Origin of the sequence: Roseiconus nitratireducens (assembly GCF_008629675.1) — a bacterium.
GTDB lineage: Bacteria > Planctomycetota > Planctomycetia > Pirellulales > Pirellulaceae > Stieleria > Stieleria nitratireducens.
This window is the reverse complement of the sequence record NZ_VWOX01000008.1, coordinates 296731-318268: the sequence shown is the minus strand read 5'-3', so window position 1 is coordinate 318268 and position 21538 is coordinate 296731. Positions and strand designations below refer to the sequence as shown.

Sequence of the window (21538 nt, the reverse complement as noted above, 5' to 3'; positions counted from 1 at the left end):
AATCGGGAACCAATGAAAGGATTGCCTCGTCTCTCGGTGATCCGGAGTCGCTGTCGCCGCTCCGCGGCTGGTGGTGTTCTGGCGGCCGTTTCCGTCGGCTCGCGCCGACGGCAGGGGGCTGTCGTCGCTTTGCGACTGGAGTCAAGCAAGGTCCGGCGGCAGCTTGCCCGGCGCCTCACTTTCTCACTGACCCATGATGCCGCCGAGGAGCAAGCGATCACCAAGTCCTATGTCGAGACGCGGGCCGGTATGGAGACCTTGATCGAGATGATGCAGATCAAGGGCAACTCCGAAGTCGTGCCCGATTTCTGGCCCAACGACGAGTTCGCCGAGACGGTTCGACTAGTGTACAACGAACAGAACTGAGAATCGGATGACAGGCCCCTGGAGACTCTCGTAAGATGTTCATTGTCCCTCGTGTAGGACCGCTCCTGCTGTTTGTTCTTCTCGCTCAGCTTGCCAGCGCTGCCGAACTGCGAGTACCCGAGAACTATGTGACGCTCCAGGCTGCAATCGATGCAGCGGCAGCTGGCGACACTGTGGTGGTCGAGCCCGGCACGTACACCGAACGTGTTGTGCTGAAGGCCAACGTCACATTGCGGAGCGAAGGAGATGACTTGCAGGGCAAGTTGGGCCTCAAGAGGGCTGAGGCGACGATTATTGACGGTGGCAAAGAACAGGGCTCCGGAGCAGGCGTTGAGATGGCCGAGGGGGCGACGCTTGATGGTTTTACCATTCGCAACGTGGGCATCTACGACGACAATGAATGGAAAACGCATCATGCCAGTCAAGGCGACAATCAGTTGTACGAGCACATAGGAGCTCCGGGTGTGGTAGGCATCGCGGCAGTCGGTGCAACGTGCGAGATTCGCAATAACATTGTTTATCACATCGGAGATTCTGGGATCGGTATCGTTGGCGTCGAAGGCAAGATGTGTTCCCCTCTGGTCGAGAACAATGTCTGTTATCGCAACATGGGCGCCGGCATCGGATCGATGAACGGCTCCAGGGCCACCATACGTGGCAATACTTGCTTCGAGAACTTCTATGCTGGCATCGGCCACAGCTCAGCCAGTCCGCTTGTGGTCAATAACGTGTGCTACGGTAACGTGCGAGCGGGGATTGGCATCAGCGATGATTCGTCACCGGAAGTGCGCAGAAACAAGTGCTACCGGAATCGTCGGGCAGGGATCGGAGTACGGACCGGTAGCGACACGCGTCCACTGATCGAAGACAACGATTGTTATGAAAACGAGATGGCCGGCATCGGCGTGAGTGAAAACGCAGCTCCAACGATCCGCAAGAATCGCTGTTACCGAAACAAGCTCGCCGGAATTGGCGTACGCACGCGAGCCACCCCCAGAATCATCGAAAACGAGTGCTTTGAAAATGAAGAGTCGGGTATTGGCCAGATGGGCGGCACGGAGACCGTACTGATCGGCAACTACCTGCACCAAAACAATAGGTCAGGGATCGGGTTTGCGAGTGGCAAAGATGGCAAGTCGCACGTTGAGAACAACCGCGTGATCGACAACGCACTAGTGGCCGTTGGCATCAATCCCGGCTGGACGGTCGACCTGGTTGGCAACGAACTTTCCCGAAAGGACGGCCTACCGCCGATCGTGATGGTGTTTGCCGGATCGGTTGCAACTTTCAAGCAGAATGTCATCCGCGGGGGCGGCGTTGCGGGGATCCGGGTCGCGGGAACTGTGGTGGCTGCAAATAACCGGTTCCATGGAACAGCCCTGCGTAAAGTCGGTCCGCCGAATTTCGCGATCTGGGGGCTGAAGGGATCAACGGTCGTGATGACAGATAACGAAGTAACTGGTTGGCGACACGCTCTGCACTCCGCCGAAGGTCACGTGAATGCCAGGAGAAACTCCGCCAGAAAATTTCACCGTGCGGTGTTCGTTATTGAGAAGCCGGCATCGGAACCCATCGTTTCTGAGAACGAGGCTACGACCGCATCGCCGTCTGATCAAATCTGTCTGATCGACAACAAACCGTCCCGAGAAGATGCGAACAAATTGATTCGCTCGGACCAACGTTAAGATTCCAACTTGAAATGTGTGCGATCTTACGGTGGTGACACACCTGTCTGACCATGAAGAGCCTTTCACGCTCACCCTGCGGAGGCTGGACCAACCGCCAGCTTGAAGCCCTGCTCCGAATCCGCTTCGGACGATTTCACCCATGTGAGCGTCACAGTTCTCCGGACCTTCACCAGCGGCAGACGCCGGCGGGAATTGAGGCGTTCAGAACAGGAGAGCACCAACGGATACTTGGTCGTTCCTGAGGTGACCGGAGTCAAAAATCGCCGTTAATGAAGTCCCTAATACCTGACTTACGCGAGGATGGGCTGGACCACTTTGCCGTGCACGTCGGTCAGGCGGTAATGCCGGCCCTGGAACTTGAACGTCAGCCGTTCGTGGTCGATTCCCATCAAGTGTAGCAGGGTGGCGTGCAGGTCGTGCACGCTGACGGGGTTTTCCACGATGTTGTAGCCGTATTCGTCCGTCTTTCCGTGGACGGTTCCGCCCTTGATTCCGCCGCCGGCCAACCAAATGCTGAAGCATCGCGGATGGTGATCACGACCGTAGGCGTTGGGCGACAGGTCGCCTTGGCAATAAACGGTTCGCCCAAACTCGCCACCCCAGATGACCAGAGTCTCGTCCAGCAGGCCCCGTCGTTTTAAGTCCGACAGCAGCGCCGCGCTCGCCTGGTCGGTTTCCCCGCAACGCTGGCGGAGTTGTTTGGGCAACCCGTTGTGGGTATCCCAACCGCGATGAAACAGCTGGACGAATCGCACGCCCTGCTCGGACAACCGCCGTGCCATCAGTGCGTTGTACGCGAACGTTCCCGGCCGCCGGGCGTCTTCACCGTAAAGCCGGAAGGTGTCTTCCGGCTCCGTGCTCAGGTCCGTCAATTCCGGCACCGAGGTTTGCATCCGATAGGCCATCTCGTACTGCGCGATGCGGGTCTGGATTTCCGCGTCGCCGACCTGCTCGAATCGCATCGCGTTGAGTTGTCCCAGATGATCAAGCGTTTGTCGCCGCAGCGAATCCGACATGCCCGCCGGATTGCCCAGGTACAACACCGGATCACTTCCGCTACGAAACCGCACGCCCTGATGATGCGACGGCAGGAAGCCGGAACCCCACAATCGGTCATACAACGCCTGGCCACCACGGTTGGACGTCATCGCCACGTAGGCCGGCAAGTTCTCATTCTCGCTTCCTAGTCCGTAGCTGGTCCAGGCACCGACACTGGGTCGGCCCGCCAATTGGAAACCGGTTTGAAAGAACGTGATGGCGGGGTCGTGATTGATCGCTTCGGTGTGCATCGAACGAATCACCGCGATCTCATCGGCCACGCCGCCCAGGTGGGGAAGCAGCTCGCGGTTGAGTTCGATTCCGGATTGGCCGAACCGGGAGAACTTGAACAGACTTTTCGCCACCGGAAAGGAGCTTTGGCCGGCCGTCATTCCCGTCAACCGTTGTCCCTGAAAGACAGATTCGGGAACTTCCTGACCATGAACCTTTTCCAACAACGGCTTGTGGTCGAACAGATCGTGCTGGGGCGGTCCACCGCTTTGAAACAGGTAGATCACCCGTTTGGCCTTGGGGGCGAATCGCAGGTAGTCCGCCGGCGGATCGGTGGCGAGGCGCGCGGCATCGGCAGTGCCGCGTCCCAGCAATGAACTCAGTGCGATGCCGCTGAGCCCAAGTGCACCGCTGGCAAGGAAGTCACGACGCCCCGGGTTTGGAAACATCACAGCGAGATCACTCATTCACGGGTAATGACTTCGTCCAGATTCAGCAGCAGGTTGGCCACGGACGTCATCGCCGCGACCTCGGTTGCGGGAAGATCGTCGCACACCGGCGACTGTCCCACGGCGATCAGTTCCGCCGCTTGCTCCGGTCGCGATTCGAAGTGATCGCGGTAGTCCTGCCACGCTTTGCGCAGTACCGCCAACTCCTCCGCATCGGGTTGGCGTGCTGTCAGTGAACGGAATCCGTATTGCAGCGGATCTCGTTGGCGCAACATGCGGGCGGCAAGGTGCCGGGCGCTTTCGACAAATCCGGTTTCGTTCAGCAGCGTCAATGCCTGCAGCGGTGTGTTGGTTTGCTCGCGGCGGACCTGACACGATTCCCGGTCGGCCGCGTCGAAGACCGACATCACCGGCGGCGCCACGGTGCGTTTCCAGATCGTGTACAAGCTCCGCCGGTACAGGTCAGCGCCGGTGGACGGTTTGTACTTCATGCCCATGCTCATTTCGGCCCACAATCCGTCCGGCTGGTACGGGCTAACCGAAGGTCCGCCGACCTGCTCGCATAGCAGTCCGGAGACGTACAGTGCCTGATCACGAATTGCCTGTCCGCTCAATCGCAACCGGGGAGCTCGGGACAGCAGGCGATTCTGCGGATCGGCGACGCGATGCCGGGGCGTCACCTGCGATTGCTGGCGGTACGTTCGGCTGCCAACAATCAGCTTTTGCATTTCGGCGATGTTCCATCCACTTTCGATGAAGGTCACGGCCAACCAATCGAGCAATTCAGGGTGGCTGGGCGCTTCGCTCTGTGTTCCGAAGTCCTCGGGGGTCTTCACCAGCCCGGCCCCGAAGTATTTCTGCCAGTATCGATTGACCGCGACCCTGGCGGTCAGCGGGTGTTCTGGTGAAACCAACCACCGCGCCAGTCCCAGCCGATTGCGAGGCAAGGATTCATCCATCGGCGGCAGCATGGCGGGGACACTTCGTTGCACCCGATCACCGAGGTCGTTGTAGACGCCCCGCCGCCGGACGTAGGTCGGCTTGGGTGCTTCCGCTTCGCGCATCACCATCACGGTTGGCAAGGATTCTTCGTACGCCTGCAGTTGCAGTCGCAGATCAACGTACCGCTCGTACGGTGGCGTCGGCTTGATGCGTGCGAAACGCGTCCTTATTTCGCTGTCCGCCGGGGCACCCAGAACTTCGATCTCGTCCGACCACAGTGCGACGCTGTAAATCCGGAGGTCGCGCAAGGCGCCGCGCAGCGATCTTGATCCGGGGCGAATCCCCGCACCAACGATCAGCGGACGATCCGGTTTCACGCCCCCGGTGTTGCTGTTGGTGTTGTCGTCCACGACCGTCACGACCGGTTGCCCATTGATGTAGATCTTTTGCCCGTTGGCGCTTTGCGATCCGTCGTTGGTCAGCGTGACGTGGGACCACGTGCCGGTCGGCAAACCGTGTTCGGAAGTCACGCGTCCCACGCCTGCCCGCCAGCGGGTGATCAAGTCGAAGCGGACTTTTCCTCCGTCAACCAGAGCGACCTCGATCCCGGGTCGGGTGGTGCCGGGGTTCTGACGTGACAGGATGATGCCGTCCTGTGAATCGTCAGGGCGGATCCAGAAGGACACGGTGAACGGTTGGTTGGCACGAAACGTGACGGACTTCTTCAATCCGGTCAGTTCCAGCGAGGAGGCTCCGTCCAACTGCAGCGCATCTTCTTCAAACGTCGCCTTGCCGCGGGCGGCAGCCTGGCTTTCGGGAAGCGAGTCAAGCGGAAAGTGGTGCGCGATGCCTCGATCGATCAACACACCTTCGGCCGGTTTCGTCGAAGTGGGCCGCAATGCCGCCCGGGCGTCGGAAACGGCTTGGCGCATCGATTCCCAACGGGTTTGTTGACGTGCGTCGGGGGCCAGCATCACGGGTTCCGAGTTGCCACTTTTGATGGCCCGACCCGATTCCGGAACACTGTTAAAGAACGCGATCAGGCTGTAGTAATCCTGCTGGGTGATCGGATCGAATTTGTGGTCGTGGCAGCGTGCGCAGCCAACGGTCAGTCCCATCCACAACGTGGACGTGGTGTCGACGCGATCAACGGCGTTCTCCAGCAGAAACTCCTCGACGACCAGGCCCGCTTCGGAGTTGTAGCGGTGATTGCGATTGAACGCCGTTGCGACGTGCTGGGACAGGTCGGCACCTGGGATCAAGTCGCCGGCGAGCTGTTCGATGGTGAATTGATCAAACGGCAGGTTGCGGTTGTAGGCGTCGATCACCCAGTCGCGATATCGCCATTGGTAGCGCGGACCGTCGTATTGGTATCCATCGGTATCCGCGAAACGCGCCGCATCCAGCCACGGCAGGGCCATCGTTTCGCCGTAGCGGGGCGATGCGATCAGACGTTCGACCAGACGTTCCCAGGCCAGTTCTGGCGTTCGTTCATACGCGGCGACGAATTGATCGACCTCGCCGGGCGTCGGTGGCAGACCGGTCAGGTCCAAGGTGACGCGGCGAATCAGAGTTTGCGGTGATGCTTCGGGTGAAAACGGCAGTCCCGCCGCTTCCAGTTTTTCGGCGACGAAGGCGTCGATTGGATTGCGGGTCGGCTGAGCAACCTGGGGGATCCGCGGTCGCTGCAATGGCCGGAAAGACCAGTGCTGGTCAAATTCGCCGCCGGACAGGATCCAGGATCGGAGAAGTTCTTTTTGCTGGTCGCTCAGGGGAATCTTGGCATCGACCGGCGGCATCGGTTCGTCGTCGGCGTTGATTCGCCGCAGCAGTTCGCTTGAATCAACGTCGCCCGGCACCAAAGCGGCGTAACCCCCCAGGTCTTCCGTCGCGCCGGCGAACGTGTCCAGTCGCAGATCCGCTTGGCGGGTCTGGGAGTCGGGCCCGTGACACTGAAAACAATGGTCCGACAGGATTGGCCGAATGTCGCGGTTGAAATCAATGGCTTCGGCGCCGTCCGCCGGAGCGAACAACGGCGCAGCAAAGATCAACCCGAGGGCGAGGAGGTCGCGCAGCTTTATTTCACCCTCCCTCCGGGAGGGTCGCGGAGGAGCTTGCGACGAGGCGGGGAGGGGCACGGCGGATGTGATCGATTTAATGAGGTGATTGAAGACACCCTCCCCAAAGGCTCGTGCCTCGCCTTTGACCCTCCCGGAGGGAGGGTGAATTTCAAAAAGCAGGTCATTCACTGACTCGGAAAGCTGCACGGCCTCCGAGTGAGGGGGCAGTAGGCGGGACATCAGAAAGTCAATGACTGCCTTCGATGTGGCGAGGCGGGGAATCGTTAAGTTTACCCAAGAGAATTGCGTTGAACAAGAAAATCGGCCGGCATCGTGACGGCGACGTGATCCCATCGTGAATCACCGGACTTCCGAAGTCGCAGCAGCACGATCGGTCTTGGTGAGCTCCGAAGTCGGTTGGTCCCACAGTCGGTAGGGATCGTCGTGAGCTCGCATTTGCTCCAGCAGCAGGGCCTCCATCCTGGCCAAAGTCTGGGCGTGTTCCGGGGCGTCCGCCAAGTTGACCTGGTTGGCCTGGACCGAAGAGCCGACTTGATTGACCAAGTCGCTGTCGTGATGCGGCGCGAGAAACTCGTGGGGGTTGGCGGCCAGGTTGAACAGTTGCGTTCGGCGGACCGTTCCGTCCAGCACGTCGTACTTGATCAGCTTCCAATCGCCCTGCTTGACCGATCGCATGCCGGGCTTCGTTCCGCCACTGTACACACCGTACAGCACGTCACGAATCGCCGGCTGTTTGCCCATCAACACGGGAACAAAGCTGACCCCTTCATTGGTGTCGGGGACCTCCAAGCCACACAGGTCACAGAGCGTCGCCAGCACGTCCATCAGGTACACGTTCCCGGCAGCGCGCGATCCCGCCGCGATACCGGGACCTTTGACGATCATGGGAACGCGCCAGGTGTGCTCGTACAGATTCTGCTTGCCTTGCAAGCCGTGCCGTCCGATGGCCATCCCGTGGTCGGCGGTGTAGATCACGTAGGTGTTGTCCAATTCGCCCTGGGATCGCAGTTTGTCCAAGACCCGTCCGATCTGGCGGTCAATGTTTTCGCTGCACGCAAACTGGCGACCGATCTCGTTGCGAATCGTGCGCTCGTCGCGTCGCTTCCAGACGCCGCTGACCTTTTCCTCGTCCCGAAGACCGGGATGTCCATGCGGAAACGGGTGTTCGGGCAAGTAGTTGATCGGAAGCGGCGGCTGTTTTGGATTCGCGGGCGGCGGGGAGGAGGGATCAGTGTGATTGATCGCTCCATACTTTTCGTTCAGCTCGGGTTTGCCGTTGCGAGGATCGTGGGGGTGCGAAAATCCAAAATAGATCAAAAACGGATCGCGGTCGTTGGAGGCGGATCGCTGGTCCAAGTAGTCCAATACGCGATCGGCGTGCCAGGCACTCCCGTCGGCGTCCGTCGCCCCGCGCTTCGTTGCTTCGTGACGGACCTGGAATCGGGCATTGGCCTTGTCGTAGCTGTTGCCGCGTTTGCACGTCCGCATGGTGTCGTAACCGGCGCGGTTGAAGACCGCCGGTAGCGTGAACTGGTCCAAATCCGGCGGCACCAACTGTGGGTCGCCCACATTCGGATTCTTATTGCTGTTGGCACGTCGGTCGGGAATATGCCAAACGCTGCGACCGCTCATGATCATGTGCCGCGACGGAGTGCAGACGCCTCCCGACCAAGATCCCATCTGATAGGCCGCATCCAGGACCATGCCTTCGGCTGCCAGTTGATCCAGTCGCGGCGTTTGCAGGATCGACCGCTGGTTGTAGACCTTCAAGTCAAACGGCGACTGGTCGTCCGCCAGGATGAACAGAATGTTGGGCCTTTTCGATGCCTTCGATTGGTTCGTCGTCGGATCCGTCGACGGTTTGCCATTCTTGCGGATTGCGTTGTTCCTGGCTGGCTTCTTGGCCGGATTCTTTTTGCCCGCTTTCTGATTCGCCGCTCGCTTAGCGGCGGCTTCTCGGCGGGCGACGATTCCCGCCAATTTCTCCGCTTCTTTTTTCAGCGTCTCCGGCGGGATCGTTTCCGGGGTGACCTCGCTGGGATGGATGTCTTCGTCGGCGGCAACCGATCGCATTTTGATGTTGCGGTACCACACCGGATCGTTGTGGTCCTGCAGCATCAGATGGCCACCGCGACTGGTCAAATCACCGCCGCGGTCGTTGAGCATTTGGACATTGAACGCCCACCGGGGATCGGTGTAATCGAAATCGATGACCTTTTCACCGTTCAACCAGTGCTGGATGACGGTGCCTTTGCACACGACGCGCGATTCATTCCATTGTCCGACCGGCCGGGTCACATCCTTGGATGGCTGCATGCAGAAGTACAGCGATGCGGCGCTGGTCCGCGGGTTGGTGCCGTCGCGGTGTCGGTCATTGTCCAGAATCTGATATTCGTATTGTCCGGGCCGGTAGTAAACGCCGCTATTGCTTCCCGGGGCAACTTTCCATTCGAACCGCAACTCGAAATCGTCGGGGATTGTGGCGCGGGTGTACCGCAGTGGTCCGCCACCGTCCTTGCGCGCAATCACGCCATCTTCGATGCTCCAATTGCCGGCATGCTCCCAGCCATCCAGGCTGGTGCCGTCAAACAGGATTTGAAACTCGGGGGCGTCCGCAGCGGCCAACTTCTTGGGCGAACTGATCGGTGCCAGCAGCAACAGGCCGATGAGCATCACCAGGGAACATCGATTCATGGCGAATTGGGGATTGGGGAAAGCAGAACGTCGCAACGGACGATGGTTCAGGAGGGACCCGCAAGCTTAATCGTTTCCGCACCGCCGGGCGAAACCGCCGGCCGAGGGACCGGGTAATTCGATGAAATCGAGTTCAGATTTCGGGCGATTTCCTTGTCGGATTCCCGGGATCGGTCCGTATCGGGACGAGCCGGGGAAGGATTGGCGGGGATCACGGGTCGGTGGAAACGTTGCCGGCGGCATACGGTTTTCCAGTCACAGAGCTTCCGGAACATCGCTTGCGCCGACCGCGAAGCGTGCCGAATGATCTGTTACGATCCGTGTCGAATTCAAACTCGCCCTCTTCGTCTGGAGACGTGCCATGATTCTTCTCCGCCACCGCTTCGGTTTTTTTTCGCTGGCAACCGCCACGATGGTCGCGGTGTTTTCCGCCAGCGGCGCCGGCACGGCGACGGCGGATCAGTGGTCCCAGTTCCGTGGTTCGCGGATGGACGGCGTCGCCGAACCCACTCATCCGATCCGTTGGGACGAATCAGAAAACGTTGCCTGGAAGGTGGACATTCCCGGCGAGGGCTGGTCTTGTCCCGTGGTCTGGGACGATCGTGTGTTCGTGACGTCTGCCGTTCCCATCGACACCGCCGGAGCCGATTCGGCTACGGAGCCGGAGGCCTACCGAGGCGGCGGCGGTCGTTTACGCGACGATCTGACCGAGGTCACGTATCGTTGGGAAGTGTTCTGCCTGGATGCCGAAAGTGGAAGGACCTTGTGGCGTCAAACGGCTCGCGAAGGTCGGCCGACGATTCCGCGACACAGTTCCAATACCTACGCAACGGAAACGCCGGTGACCGATGGACAGCACGTTTATGCCTACTTTGGAATGATGGGCTTGTACTGTTTCGATTTTGATGGGCAGCTGATCTGGTCCAAAGACTTCGGCAGCTACGACATGCGTGCCGGTTGGGGAACCTCCAGCTCCCCGATTCTGTTCGGCGAGCAACTCTTTTTACAGATCGACAACGACGAACAGTCGTTCCTGGTGGCGGTCGACAAAGCCACGGGGGAAGAAAATTGGCGAGTCGATCGCGACGAGAAGTCTCAGTACAGTTCGCCCATTATCTGGAGCAATCGCGAACGCGACGAGCTGATTGTCGGCGGCATGGTTTACCGCTCCTACGATCCGCAAACGGGAAAGCAGCTCTGGCAATTGGACATGGACAAAGGACGAAGCTCCGCAACGCCGTTGGCCATCGGGGATCGTCTGTACGTGGGAACCGAGTTTCGCAACCGTGGCGGGGCGGACGACGGAGGCGGGTTCTTGTTTGCGATCAAGCCGGGGGGATCGGGCGATCTCACCCCCAGCGGCGATGTGACGGAGTCCGAATGGGTGCAATGGAAGATGCCGCGCTCGGGGATCCAAATGGCCTCGCCGGTGGCCTGCCAGGGATATCTGTACTTGCTGGAGCGCCGCAGTGGGGTGGTCCACTGTGTCAACGCCGAAACCGGCCAGGAGGTGTATCGTTTTCGCTTACCGGGTGCGCGTGCCTTTTGGGCGTCACCTTGGACCAGCGGTGACAAGGTGTTTTGTGTTGATACCGGCGGGACGACGTATGTGCTTTCGGCCGGGCCGGAATTTGAGGTTGTTGCGACCAATGAAATTGATCAGCAGACGTGGTCGTCACCGGCCGTCGTCGACGGGGCCATTTATTTTCGCACCGCATCCACGCTGTACTGCATTCGGAATTGAGTTCGCACCGTTGGAGCGGGCAGACGATACGGCAGGCAGAGCCTGCCCGGCAGTGGGTTCCAAGGCGGGAGCCTTGGAACCAGGTGGCGCTCTCGTTCCCGGGCTCCCGCCCGGGAATGGGCTGTCTTGCTGGCTCTGCCAGCTCCCTCGGGATCTCAATCGACACGGCAGGCGGAGCCTGCGTTGCAGTGGGTTCCAGGGCGGGAGCCTTGGAACCAGGTGGCGCTCTCGTTCCCGGGCTTCCGCCCGGTAATGGGTTGTCTTGCTGGCTCTGCCAGTTCCCTCGGGATCTCAATCAAGACGGCAGGCGGAGCCTACGTTGCAGTGGGTTCCAGGAGGGATTCAGTTGTCGGATGGTGTGGAGTCAGAGCCCTGTTTGCCCGCTGACGGGGTGCCGTCACTCTGGCCGGCCGCCCCGCCGCCGAACATTTCGAACATCTTGATGTAGCCGTCCAAAGCGTCCGCGCTGGGGCCCGGTCCGAGATCGCGTTGCAAATCTTTCAAACCGCGTTGCGTTTTCTGAAGATCTTGCTGCATGGTCCCGATGCCGCCAAAGCCACCTCCCAATGCCTGCTGCAACAGCCGATTGACTTGCTGTTGGACTTGCGGATTTTGCATCGACGGCATCGCGTCGGATGTCGTCGGCCCAACCGGAGCGGTCGATGCCGGTGCACGTTGCAGGCGTTCTTCCAGCGGGGTGTCGCCCAGTGCGATCAGGTCCACCTTCTCGCGCGGAATCTTCATCTGCCCAAAGTTGTCACTTTCAATGACCAGTTCTTTCTCATTCAATGACGTGACTTCGCCGCGAATCGTGTCCCCGTTGGTCAGGCGGATCGAGTCGGCATGAGCCGTATCGGCGGGCGTCAGCAACGCGGCGGTGGTCACACAGAGTGCAAGGTTCAGCAAAGGTTTCATGGCGAGTCTCCAATCAAAGCTCGGGGACGGGTTCGCCGGAGCCGGATGATTGGCCGGATCGCGGCTGGGGAGTCGTCTAAGGAAAGTGTGTCGCTGCAATACCGATGCCGTTCTGGTCTCACCATGGCATGATGTTGGAGGATTCTGCCGGGCTTGTCTGGGCGGGCTGGGAACCCGATGTGCGTGCCCGTCGTGTTTCCGCCCGGCGACGAATATCGTCTAGCAGTTCTTCGGCTCGCTGGTCACCGATCTGCGGGATCGGCGAATCCTCTGGCCGGTTAGCGCCCGCCCGATCGCCGGATCCCGATCCTTGCCCGCCCGGTGCGTTGTCGTTGGCGGGACTTTCCGATGGCGAATCGCTTCGATCCGGGGCAGCTGATCCAGACGGGCCTGACCCGGAAGGACCTCGTTCAGGTTCCCCGGAATCGTTGTCTTGCTCAGGCGAAGTGCTCTCGTTGTCATTCGGATCGGAACCTTCACCGCCGGGCGCAGGTGACTCATCGTCTTGGGCATCGTCATCCTGGGCATCATCACCGCCGGGGCGTTCTGGTCGCTCGGATGAGTCTGGGACCTGGCGTTGAATCTGCTCGATCAACCGTCGTGCGAGACGACGGTTGGCCGACGCGTCTTCGGGGCGATGGCCCAGCGCGATGCAACGCCTGTACGCAGTCACGGCCTGCTGCAAGCGACCAATTGCTTGCTGTTTGGACATTGCGACGCTGCCCACGGAGCGATAGAGCGTGTTGGCCAGGTTGAAGGTGGAACGTCGACGAAGCTGGGGATCCGCATCGTCCAAGCCGGCGCGGAATCCACGTTCGGCCTGCAGATAATCTTGGTTCTGGTAGGCGGAGACTGCTTGGTTGAATCGCAGAACCCTCTCCCGATAAGACAGTTGCGGTGTGCCAGCTTTGAAAACTTCCTCTCCGGTTCCGGCGCCAGCCACCAATCCCAAAGCGATCAGAACGCTGGAGGTGACGACGGCGCGTCGAAGCGTTCGTCGCCAATTTGCCAAGCTGCTCGATGGCACGATTTCAAGCAGACTGAAAACGAGCGCGACGAACAGGAATCCGGTGGCCAACGGCTTGGCCAGGCTGACCGATAATTTCGTGGCGTCCGGAACGGAGTCGGCCAGCCGATTTCTCGCCGCTTCGGCCAACTCTTCTTCGGCGGACATCAAGGCGTCGCCCGATTCGATTTGAAGGACGTGCCCACCGATCTTGTTCGCCAGACGCTCGACGGCGGAGGCGTCCGCCACGGTCGTGACGGTTTCGCCGTTGTGCATCAGAAAAGAAGTTTGGCCGGGAATCGGAATCCGCCCGCCCGTCCGGGAGTTGCCCACAACGATGAAGTCCGAGGTCAAAGCGTCGATCGGTTCGACCGGCTCGGGCGAATCCACCCCCGACGGATATTCCCCGTCGGTGATGACCACCAGCCATCGGTTGCCAGGGAATCGATCGGCGAAGCACTCCCGGGATCGCTGAAACGCCGAGGCAAAGTTACTTCCGTGTGACCGATTGTGCATCGGATCGATGCGGTCCAATGCGGCCAGCACCTGATCATGATCCCGCGTCAGTGGAATCTCGATGCGAGCATCGCCGGCAAAACTGACCAAGGCCATCGGCGTTCCAGGGGATTGTTCCAGCAACGCTTCGATCAGTCGCTTACCCGCGTCCATTCGCGATCCAGCGCCGGGCAGATCTTCGGCAAGCATCGAGCGCGAACGATCCAGCAGGCAGACGACTTGCAGGGATGGCTGGGCCACGGAGACGCGGTCACCTTCGACCCGCAAGTCCACCGCCGCCAACAAGAGTGACAACAGAATCATCATGCGGATTGCTAGCGATGACCAAACGGCGCGGGGACCAATGCTGCCGAACATTCGCTCCGCCCAACGTTTTTGAACCGGGATACTGATGATCCAAACACCGACGCACGCCACCACGGATGCCGCGAAGACGATTCGTTCGGGGGCCAGCATTTCAACGGCGGCGATCGGGTGCATCACGATCTTCCCTCCGGGCCCAGATAGATCGTCCGTCGCAGAACGCTCTCGGTCACGAACACGATCAAGGCGACAACAACCAACGCGGGCACCCTCCAGCCGTCAAGTACAAAGGAATCAACGGCCCAGTAGCGTTTTGCCAGCACCGGCCGAGTCCCGACCAAACGCTGTTCCAGTTGGTTGATTTCGGCGTAGACGTGTTGAAGTCCTTCCGTGTCGCCGACCGCAAAGAAACGTCCTCCCGTCTGGACCGCCATCCGTGTCAAACGCTGCCTCTCGCGTTGCAACCGCTGACGCGCGACCGATGAAGTGCTCGCATCAGGCTCCAAGCCGATCACATACACACGGACTCCAAAGTGAGCAGCCAAACCGGCGGCTTCTGCGGGCGGAATGTTGCCGGAGTTGTTCTGTCCGTCGGTTAAGAGCACGACGACGCGGCTGAGATCCTGTTGTTGGCCGTTGTCAGGAAGCGAACGACGGAGACTTTCCAGCTCAGCAATTCCCAGCGCCAGTCCGTCACCGATGGCGGTCCCGTCTTCGCGAAAGTCTCTTGCCACCGTTAACTGTTCCATGCGGGCGATCAACTGCTCGTGGTCCAGCGTCAGCGGGCAAACCGCGTCGGCCTCTTTGGCGAAAACGACCAGCCCGATCATGTCGTGAGCATCCGGCCGAGAATTTGTCTGTCGTGCGACGACAAACTGCGATGCCGCATCCACGACCGCGCGAAGCCGCGGGACTCGTTCGTCATTCAGGCGATAGTCGTCTTGAAGCATGCTGCCCGACCGATCCATCACCAGCTCGATCGCGATGCCCCGCACGTCCACCGGCGTGACGGCCAATCGGTCATAGGGTTGGCCGATTGTCAGCACCAGCAGCGTCAGGCCTAAGATTCGCAGCGCTTCAGGCAGAAACGCCGTCGCGGTTCTCCACGTCAAAGACGTCCGGTCGATCCGCGAAGACAGATTCATCGTCACCAGATTCTGGTTGACTCGCGCAAACTTGAACAGCGCGTACGCCGCCACGACAAGGATCGCGGCGCAGACAAATCGTCCCGGAGAATCCAACGTCATGCGGCCGCTCCGGCAGGAGGTCGGGCTGACGTGAACCCCGATCGGTCTGCGTCGGCAAACTGTTGCAACGCGTCGCGGACCAGCGTGGTGACGCCGCGAACATCGTCCAATGAAACCTCCGCTGCCGCGTAGGTGACGGAGTCGGAGAGTGAAAGCACTTTGTCGATGGATCCGATCTGCCGACGTGCCAACGGATGTTCGCGAGACCAGTGCTGCCATTCGGAAGTTGTCCGGTACGCGCCGGTGCCGCCGCCGCGAACGTCGACCAGACGCAAGGCTTCACGCAGCAACTGGGATACGGCGAGAACCGTTTCTCGGTGGCTCAGCTTGCGCCGTAAGCGTTGTTCCTCCAGCCGGCTCAGATCCTGGATCAAAGAAACGAAGCTCACCGAGCGTCGCTGCACCAGACGCCGCAGGGTGCGAACGGACAAGCGGATTAGGAACGCGGCGAACACCAGGGCGGCAGCCAAGGCCAGCCACTGGCCGATCGTCCAAGGGACGGGCAATTCCGGATCGATTTCCCGCAGCCCGTTGCGACCTTGCAACAGTTGTCGAAGCAACGACGTCACCAGTTCGCGGTTCATCGCAGTTGGCCTCGACGGTGAAAGTAGCCGCGCAGCGACACGGCCACGTCCTGGTCGCATTCGTGTCGAAGGGGAAGGCAACGGAGTTGTGAGAACATCCGATCCAAGTGCTGCTGCTCGACGCGAGCGGCCTGTTGCAGTCGTTTGCGTTGTCGCGAGCTGCGCGTATCGATCCATCGCTTGATCCCCGTCTCCGGATCACGAACCCGCAACAGCCCACACCGGGGCAGGCGAGTTTCGCTGGGGTGCCGGATGACCACCGGGATCAATTCGTGTTGGCTGGCGGTCGCACGCAACAGCTTTTCGTTCTCCGGGGAGACAACGTCACCCACGAAATCACTGAGCAGCACGATCAGGGACCGCGAGCGAGAACCGCGGAGGAGCGGTTCCAACGCCGGTCGCAGTTGCGAACGGATGCCCGCGGGTTTCCAGCACACCAGATCACGCAGGACGCGCGCCGCATGGGTCGGGTCCGACGCCGGCGCGACAAAGTGTTCGATCCTGTCGGTGAACAGCGTCAATCCGACCCGGTCCTGTTCCGACGCAGCGAGCATCGCCATCGTGCCGGCGATTTCAATCGCGGCCTGCGCCGGAGTGCGACCCCGGCCGGGAACGCCCAACGATCCGCTTCCATCAACCAGCAGGTGGATCGTCAGTTGGCGTTGTTGACGAAACAGCTTCACGTACGGGCGGGAAAACCTGGCAGTGACACGCCAGTCGATCCAGCGAACGTCATCGCCGGGAAGGTAGGGACGCGTTTCTTCGAATTCGATTCCCTGGCCTTTGAAGGTCGAGTCGTAGCTGCCGATCAGGTTCCCATCGATCCTTTTCAGGCACTGAAAGTGAATTCGATCGACGCGTCGCCGCAGTTCTCGGGTGGATCGAATCATCAGGGAATGTTTACCTTGGCGATCAGATCGCGCAGCAGGTCGTCGGCCGTCCGGTCTTCGGCCAACGCTTCGTAGGACAACACGATGCGGTGCCGAAACGCGTCCAAGATCACCGCCTTGACGTCGTCGGGCGTGACGTGGTGCTGACCATCAAGAAACGCTCGGGCTCGGGCCGCATGGGCCAGCGCCAAGGTGCCCCGCGGTGAAACTCCGAATCGGATCAATCCGTCCAACTCGGTGCTGAATTCCACTGGCTGACGCGTGGCACGCACCAAGTCCAGGATGTATTGCTCGAGACTGTCACTGACATGAACTTGGGCGCAAGCTTGCCGCGCCACGTTCAGATCATTCGGTGCCAGCTCCACGGGTGTTTGCTCGATGGGAGCCGATCCCGCAGGCGTGGCCGATGGCGACTCGTCGCGATGAAGTGAACGGTGCAGGATGGCCCGCTCTGCTTCGGCATCCGGGTATTCCACGTGCAGCTTCAACAAAAACCGATCCATCTGTGCTTCGGGCAAAACGTAAGTGCCCTGCTGGTCGATCGGGTTTTGCGTCGCCAGCACCATGAACGGATCGGGAAGGGGCATGGTTTGCCCGGCGATGGAGACCTGGCGTTCCTGCATGGCTTCCAAGAGCGCAGACTGAACTTTCGCCGGGGCCCGATTGATTTCATCGACCAGCACGAGATTGGCGAAGATCGGTCCCCGCTGCACCTCGAAGCGGTGGTCCGCCGGTCGGTAAATCTCACTCCCGATGATGTCGCTGGGCAGCAGATCGGGCGTGAACTGAAGCCGGCAAAAACTGGTGCGGATCGTGGCGGCCAGCGTCGCGACCGCGGTCGTTTTGGCCAGGCCGGGCACGCCTTCGATCAGAACGTGTCCGCCGCAGATCAAGCTGATCAGCATCCCTCGAATCAATTCCGTCTGCCCGACCACGACTTGATTGATCTGCGTTTCCGCGGCCACCAGCTTCTCGCGGATCTCAATTGCACTGGCCGTTTGGTGTTCGGTCGACGTCGGCATCAAGACTTACCACGTTGGAGTTGCTGTCGGATGTCTTCCAGGTCGGCACGCATCTCCAGCTGTTCGCGCCGGACCTCTCGAATCAAGTCCAGCTGGTGAGTGCGTGTGGCGTCGCGAATCAGATTCGCCAGCAGCACCGCGATCGTGCCCAGCACCATGACGGTTACCGCAAAGATTCCCGCCACCAGTGGCCGGTCCCACCAGTAAGCGTGCACGCTGCCGAATCCGAACAACACAATGACACCGGACAGGACGGCTGCCAAAGTCAGTCGGCGTCGAAGCCGCACGCGTTGGAACACTCGATCGGTCTCTGTCAGATTTGCTTGCCGGCGGGCCAAGGCGAAAGAGATCAACTCCGAAGCCACGATGCCGATCGGGTACAGCAGCATCAATGCGACCGATACCCAGACAATTTGTTGATGAATTCGGTACAACGGGTGCGTCTGCATCGAATCGTTCAGCATCGACGCGATATCCTCCAACGAACCTTCATTGATTCGTTCGGTCGCGCGTCGGAAAGCTTCGCTGGCCGCCTCGGCTTCCCGCGGCAGATCCTCGGTCGAGGACGGCGTGGTCGCTGATCCGTCGTCGGCCGGTGGATTCGGCCTCGGCGCGGCGGGCTGATTGAATTTCCCGGTCTGGGGGTCGATCCCCAGAAAGTCGTGCAACGGACTGTACGGTTGGGTCGAGTCGCCGGATGCCGGTTTGTTGCGGTCCGGTTCGGTGGAGGAAGCTTCGGCCGGTGATTGAGCCCGGCACGGTGCAGCATCGACAGTCGCAAGCACAGACATGCCCAAAAGAACACACGCCAAGATTTGGCATCGAGGCATGCGGCGGGCCTGATCAGACCGCCTTGGCATGTGATATGCAAAGTTCAGAACGAAACGAGACAAAACGGAATCAGAAATTGAGAATACTGCAGTGAAAGTGCCCACCTTTCATCGTAGCAACTTGCGTTCCTGACAATGCCGGTTTTGGATCTGCCGGCTTTTGACGAAAAACTTCTTCCACCTGGCCCCTTTGCCCACCCGATTTGGAACACCCAGTTCAGATTACCCCGTGCAATTTAGATTACCCAGTGCAATGCTTCTCGCTTCACCCCGCCGAACCAACCATCGCCTTCTGAAACCTGCTGCCCCTTGGGTGTCTGTCGCCCTCTGCATCTTGTCGTTGTTGGGCTTGGCGGCGGATGCAACTGCCCAGGCACCGACAGTCCAGACGCCAATCGCCCCGACGCCGATCGCGGACGAACGCCTGACAACTGGGGCCGGAACGGATGGCGATTTGGCGCAACCGGTCTCCCCGAGCGATCGTCCTGTCGAAGCGATCCCGCCGGCGGCGAGCTGGTTTCCCGGTGAGACGATCGCGATGGCCAGATTCGCCGATGTCGACGCCTTCCAGCGGCAATGGGCGGATTCTTCGTTCGGAGCGCAAATGCAGGATCCGGCGTTTGCGGAGTTCTTTGCTGCCGTCACGGAGCAGTTGTCCGGAATGTCGGACGGATTGGGGATCGATTTGACGCGGTTGTGGCGTGAAGCGGAAGGTGAGCTCTCGGTCGGGCTGACGCGCAATTCCGATGGCGAGCTGGCGATCCTTGCCGTGGCCGATCTGGCCGACGACACCACCGCCGAACAATTGCTCCAGCGGATGGAACGTCGTCTGCGGGGGGAATCCTCGGAGTCAACCTCCGCGACCTTGGGCGATTTGCGACTGACCTCCTGGCAGCGAAAGCAGGATCGGACGATTCGAAATCTGAGTTACTTTCGGAGCGGTCGACAGATTGTTTTTAGCGACGGATTTCAGACGCTCGCCGAGGTGGCGCGGCGGGGCGAAGACCGCAGTACCCAATCGCTGCTGAACAACGACAATTTCTCACACGTGATGAATGCCGTCACGCCCGGGCAGGACGCCAGCGGGCTGCAGTGGTACGTCAATCCGCTGGGCGTCGTGAATGCGGCTGTGCGAGCGAACCTGACCGCCGGGACGTCGGCGGAAGCTGCCGACGCGATGATTGATCGACTGGGGCTGGGCCAGTTCCGGGGCTTCGGTGGATCGTTCTACCTGGGCAAGGGTGGAATGGATAGCGTGTCCAGCACGTACGGCTACGTGCAAACGCCGGTCGAAGGATTCTGGAAAGCATTCCGGCTTCCGGCGACCGAGCAACGACCGCCCGATTGGGTCAAAGACGACGTCTCGATCTACAGCCAAATCAACTGGAGCGCTGAGCGGTTCTTGCAATCGGTGCAAGAGATGGTCGATCGGGCTCAGGGCGAAGGCGCATTCGCCGGCGCCATCGGATCAATGTCGGTAGGTAACTCCGAAATGACGGTCAGCGAGTTGGCCGAGCAACTCTCGGGTCCCCTGCATATCGCGGCGGAAATCCCTGAAAACGCCGCACAGCTCGCCCGCCAGAAGGCGGTCTTTGCGGTTGGTGTTGCCGATCCCGCCGCGATCGAATCGTTGGTCAAGTCGCTGGCCGACGGTGCGGGGGCGGACCCTTTGCCGGCTGGTGATCGAACCGTGTACCGGCTGAGCTTGGACACGTCCCAATTCCCCGGAATGCCGCCGATGGAATTGGCCGTCGCCGTGAGCGAACAATCGCTGATGTTTTCACCCAACGCCGGCTACCTGCAATCGACGATCGCGGGTGACAATCAAAAGCGTCCATTGGCCGAATCGCCGCAATACCAAGAAATCGCGTCGCAGTTCCCCGAGCAAACATCGATGATCAGCTACCAGCGTCAGGACGGTCGCATGGAAGGACTGTATGAGCAACTGAGATCCGGTCTGCTCGGAGCCCAGGGCCTGCCCAGCCTGAGCGGTCAGCTATTCAATTTTGACTTTCAGAAACTGCCTCCGTTTCCGGCGATGAGTCGATACCTGCAATCGACCGGCAGTTTTATCGTGCCGCAAGAAGACGGCTTTCGGATCGTCAGTTTCGCGACGCCCCCGCGCGAGCAGTAACGGCTCACGCCACCGGCCGTTGCTTCGTCACCATCGGACGAGATCGCTTAACGGATGGGGGAATAGTCGGTGGCGTTCATGTAGACCGAAATCGGTGGCTTGGCCAAACGTCCCACGCCCGATTCCCGCGCCGCTTTCTTCCAATCCGGATCCTGGCCGAACGTCTTCCACGACTCTTTCGCTGCCTCGGGACTGTCGTGTTCGATGATGTAGATGAGCGTGTCTTCCGAATCGGGGTCGTCCGTCGGGTGCCAGTATCCGACGGATTTGATTCCGTGCCGTGAGAACAGGTCAATCGTGTGATCTCGAAAGCGGGCGTCCAACGCGTCCAACTTGCCTTCGGCCGCTTTGTAGATTCGCAGTTCGAAAACGTCGTCATCGTCGTTGCCATCGTTCGTCCATGACGGCGAGTAGTCGGCCGCGGTCATGTACACCGACTCCGGCCGCTCGGCCAAACGCCCCACACCGGATTCTTGAGCCGCTTTCTTCCATTCCGGATCGGCCAAGAAAGATTGCCATGATTCTTTGGCGGCCTCTCGGCTGGCGTGTTTGATGATGTAGATCAGCGTGTTCTTCGACTTCTCTGCGTCGGTCGGAACCCAGTAGCCGATTGATTCGATCCCGTGCTTTTTGAACAATCGCATCGTGTGATCGCGAAACCGGGCGTTGAGCTCGTCCAGCTTGCCATCGTTGGTCGTGTACGTTCGCATTTCATAGACCTGTCCGCGGGCGGCCGAGGTGCAGCAGGCACAGGCGAACAGAAGCGCAACGGGCAGGAAGCAGAAGCGAACTTGAACGCGGTTCATGAGAGATCTCCGGAGCTGGACGGGACGGGAACGCCCATCGTACCAGCCCGCG

General features: G+C 60.3%; 15 protein-coding genes. 4 read left to right on the top strand and 11 right to left on the bottom strand.

Annotated features, from left to right (window positions below):
- Positions 1 to 12: 12 nt before the first annotated feature.
- Positions 13 to 366, top strand: coding sequence for a DUF3604 domain-containing protein (locus FYK55_RS15840; RefSeq protein WP_150077410.1), 354 nt, complete (start codon positions 13 to 15; stop codon positions 364 to 366).
- Positions 367 to 401: 35 nt separating this feature from the next.
- On the top strand, positions 402 to 2051 hold the full coding sequence (locus FYK55_RS15835; RefSeq protein WP_150077409.1) for a right-handed parallel beta-helix repeat-containing protein: 1650 nt from the start codon (positions 402 to 404) through the stop codon (positions 2049 to 2051).
- 293 nt (positions 2052 to 2344) lie between these two features.
- Here FYK55_RS15835 and FYK55_RS15830 read toward each other — a convergent pair whose 3' ends face one another.
- From FYK55_RS15830 to FYK55_RS15820, 3 genes are all read right to left on the bottom strand, one after another.
- The gene (locus tag FYK55_RS15830; protein WP_150077408.1) at positions 2345 to 3790 is read right to left on the bottom strand and encodes a DUF1501 domain-containing protein; all 1446 of its coding nucleotides are present in this window, start codon (positions 3788 to 3790) and stop codon (positions 2345 to 2347) included.
- Complete coding sequence (locus FYK55_RS15825; protein ID WP_235908728.1) at positions 3787 to 6747, bottom strand: DUF1553 domain-containing protein; 2961 nt, start codon at positions 6745 to 6747, stop codon at positions 3787 to 3789. Before FYK55_RS15825 ends, FYK55_RS15830 begins: the two co-directional genes overlap by 4 nt.
- Positions 6748 to 7134: 387 nt before the next feature.
- On the bottom strand, positions 7135 to 9489 hold the full coding sequence (locus FYK55_RS15820) for a family 16 glycoside hydrolase (RefSeq protein WP_235908727.1): 2355 nt from the start codon (positions 9487 to 9489) through the stop codon (positions 7135 to 7137).
- A 412-nt stretch (positions 9490 to 9901) separates the two neighbouring features.
- On the opposite strand from FYK55_RS15820, the gene FYK55_RS15810 reads away from it, so the two are divergent.
- On the top strand, positions 9902 to 11233 hold the full coding sequence (locus FYK55_RS15810; protein WP_390621731.1) for an outer membrane protein assembly factor BamB family protein: 1332 nt from the start codon (positions 9902 to 9904) through the stop codon (positions 11231 to 11233).
- Positions 11234 to 11575: 342 nt separating this feature from the next.
- Here the strand turns inward: FYK55_RS15810 and FYK55_RS15805 are convergent, their stop codons facing one another.
- From FYK55_RS15805 to FYK55_RS15780, 7 genes are all read right to left on the bottom strand, one after another.
- Positions 11576 to 12148, bottom strand: coding sequence for a hypothetical protein (locus tag FYK55_RS15805; protein ID WP_150077405.1), 573 nt, complete (start codon positions 12146 to 12148; stop codon positions 11576 to 11578).
- A gap of 118 nt (positions 12149 to 12266) precedes the next feature.
- Positions 12267 to 14150, bottom strand: a complete 1884-nt coding sequence (locus FYK55_RS15800) for a VWA domain-containing protein (RefSeq protein ID WP_150077404.1) — start codon at positions 14148 to 14150, stop codon at positions 12267 to 12269.
- Positions 14150 to 15220 carry a VWA domain-containing protein gene (locus FYK55_RS15795; RefSeq protein ID WP_161604539.1) on the bottom strand — a complete coding sequence of 357 codons (1071 nt, stop codon included), beginning with the start codon at positions 15218 to 15220 and terminating at the stop codon, positions 14150 to 14152. Before FYK55_RS15795 ends, FYK55_RS15800 begins: the two co-directional genes overlap by 1 nt.
- On the bottom strand, positions 15217 to 15804 hold the full coding sequence (locus tag FYK55_RS29140; protein ID WP_161604538.1) for a hypothetical protein: 588 nt from the start codon (positions 15802 to 15804) through the stop codon (positions 15217 to 15219). Before FYK55_RS29140 ends, FYK55_RS15795 begins: the two co-directional genes overlap by 4 nt.
- Positions 15801 to 16694 (bottom strand): DUF58 domain-containing protein, encoded by an 894-nt coding sequence (locus FYK55_RS15790; protein WP_150077402.1) that lies wholly within the window; start codon positions 16692 to 16694, stop codon positions 15801 to 15803. The genes FYK55_RS29140 and FYK55_RS15790 overlap by 4 nt, the downstream gene beginning before the upstream one ends.
- Positions 16694 to 17716: an AAA family ATPase gene (locus tag FYK55_RS15785; RefSeq protein ID WP_150077401.1), complete on the bottom strand. Its 1023-nt coding sequence runs from the start codon at positions 17714 to 17716 to the stop codon at positions 16694 to 16696. The genes FYK55_RS15790 and FYK55_RS15785 overlap by 1 nt, the downstream gene beginning before the upstream one ends.
- Complete coding sequence (locus tag FYK55_RS15780; protein WP_150077400.1) at positions 17716 to 18507, bottom strand: hypothetical protein; 792 nt, start codon at positions 18505 to 18507, stop codon at positions 17716 to 17718. Before FYK55_RS15780 ends, FYK55_RS15785 begins: the two co-directional genes overlap by 1 nt.
- A 352-nt stretch (positions 18508 to 18859) precedes the next feature.
- Between FYK55_RS15780 and FYK55_RS15775 the strand changes: the two genes are divergently transcribed.
- Positions 18860 to 20680 (top strand): DUF3352 domain-containing protein, encoded by a 1821-nt coding sequence (locus FYK55_RS15775; protein WP_161604537.1) that lies wholly within the window; start codon positions 18860 to 18862, stop codon positions 20678 to 20680.
- Between the two features lie 47 nt (positions 20681 to 20727).
- On the opposite strand, the gene FYK55_RS15770 is transcribed toward FYK55_RS15775, so the two are convergent.
- A complete protein-coding gene (locus FYK55_RS15770; RefSeq protein ID WP_150077398.1) occupies positions 20728 to 21486 on the bottom strand; it encodes an NIPSNAP family protein in 759 nt (252 codons plus the stop codon).
- Positions 21487 to 21538: the final 52 nt, after the last annotated feature.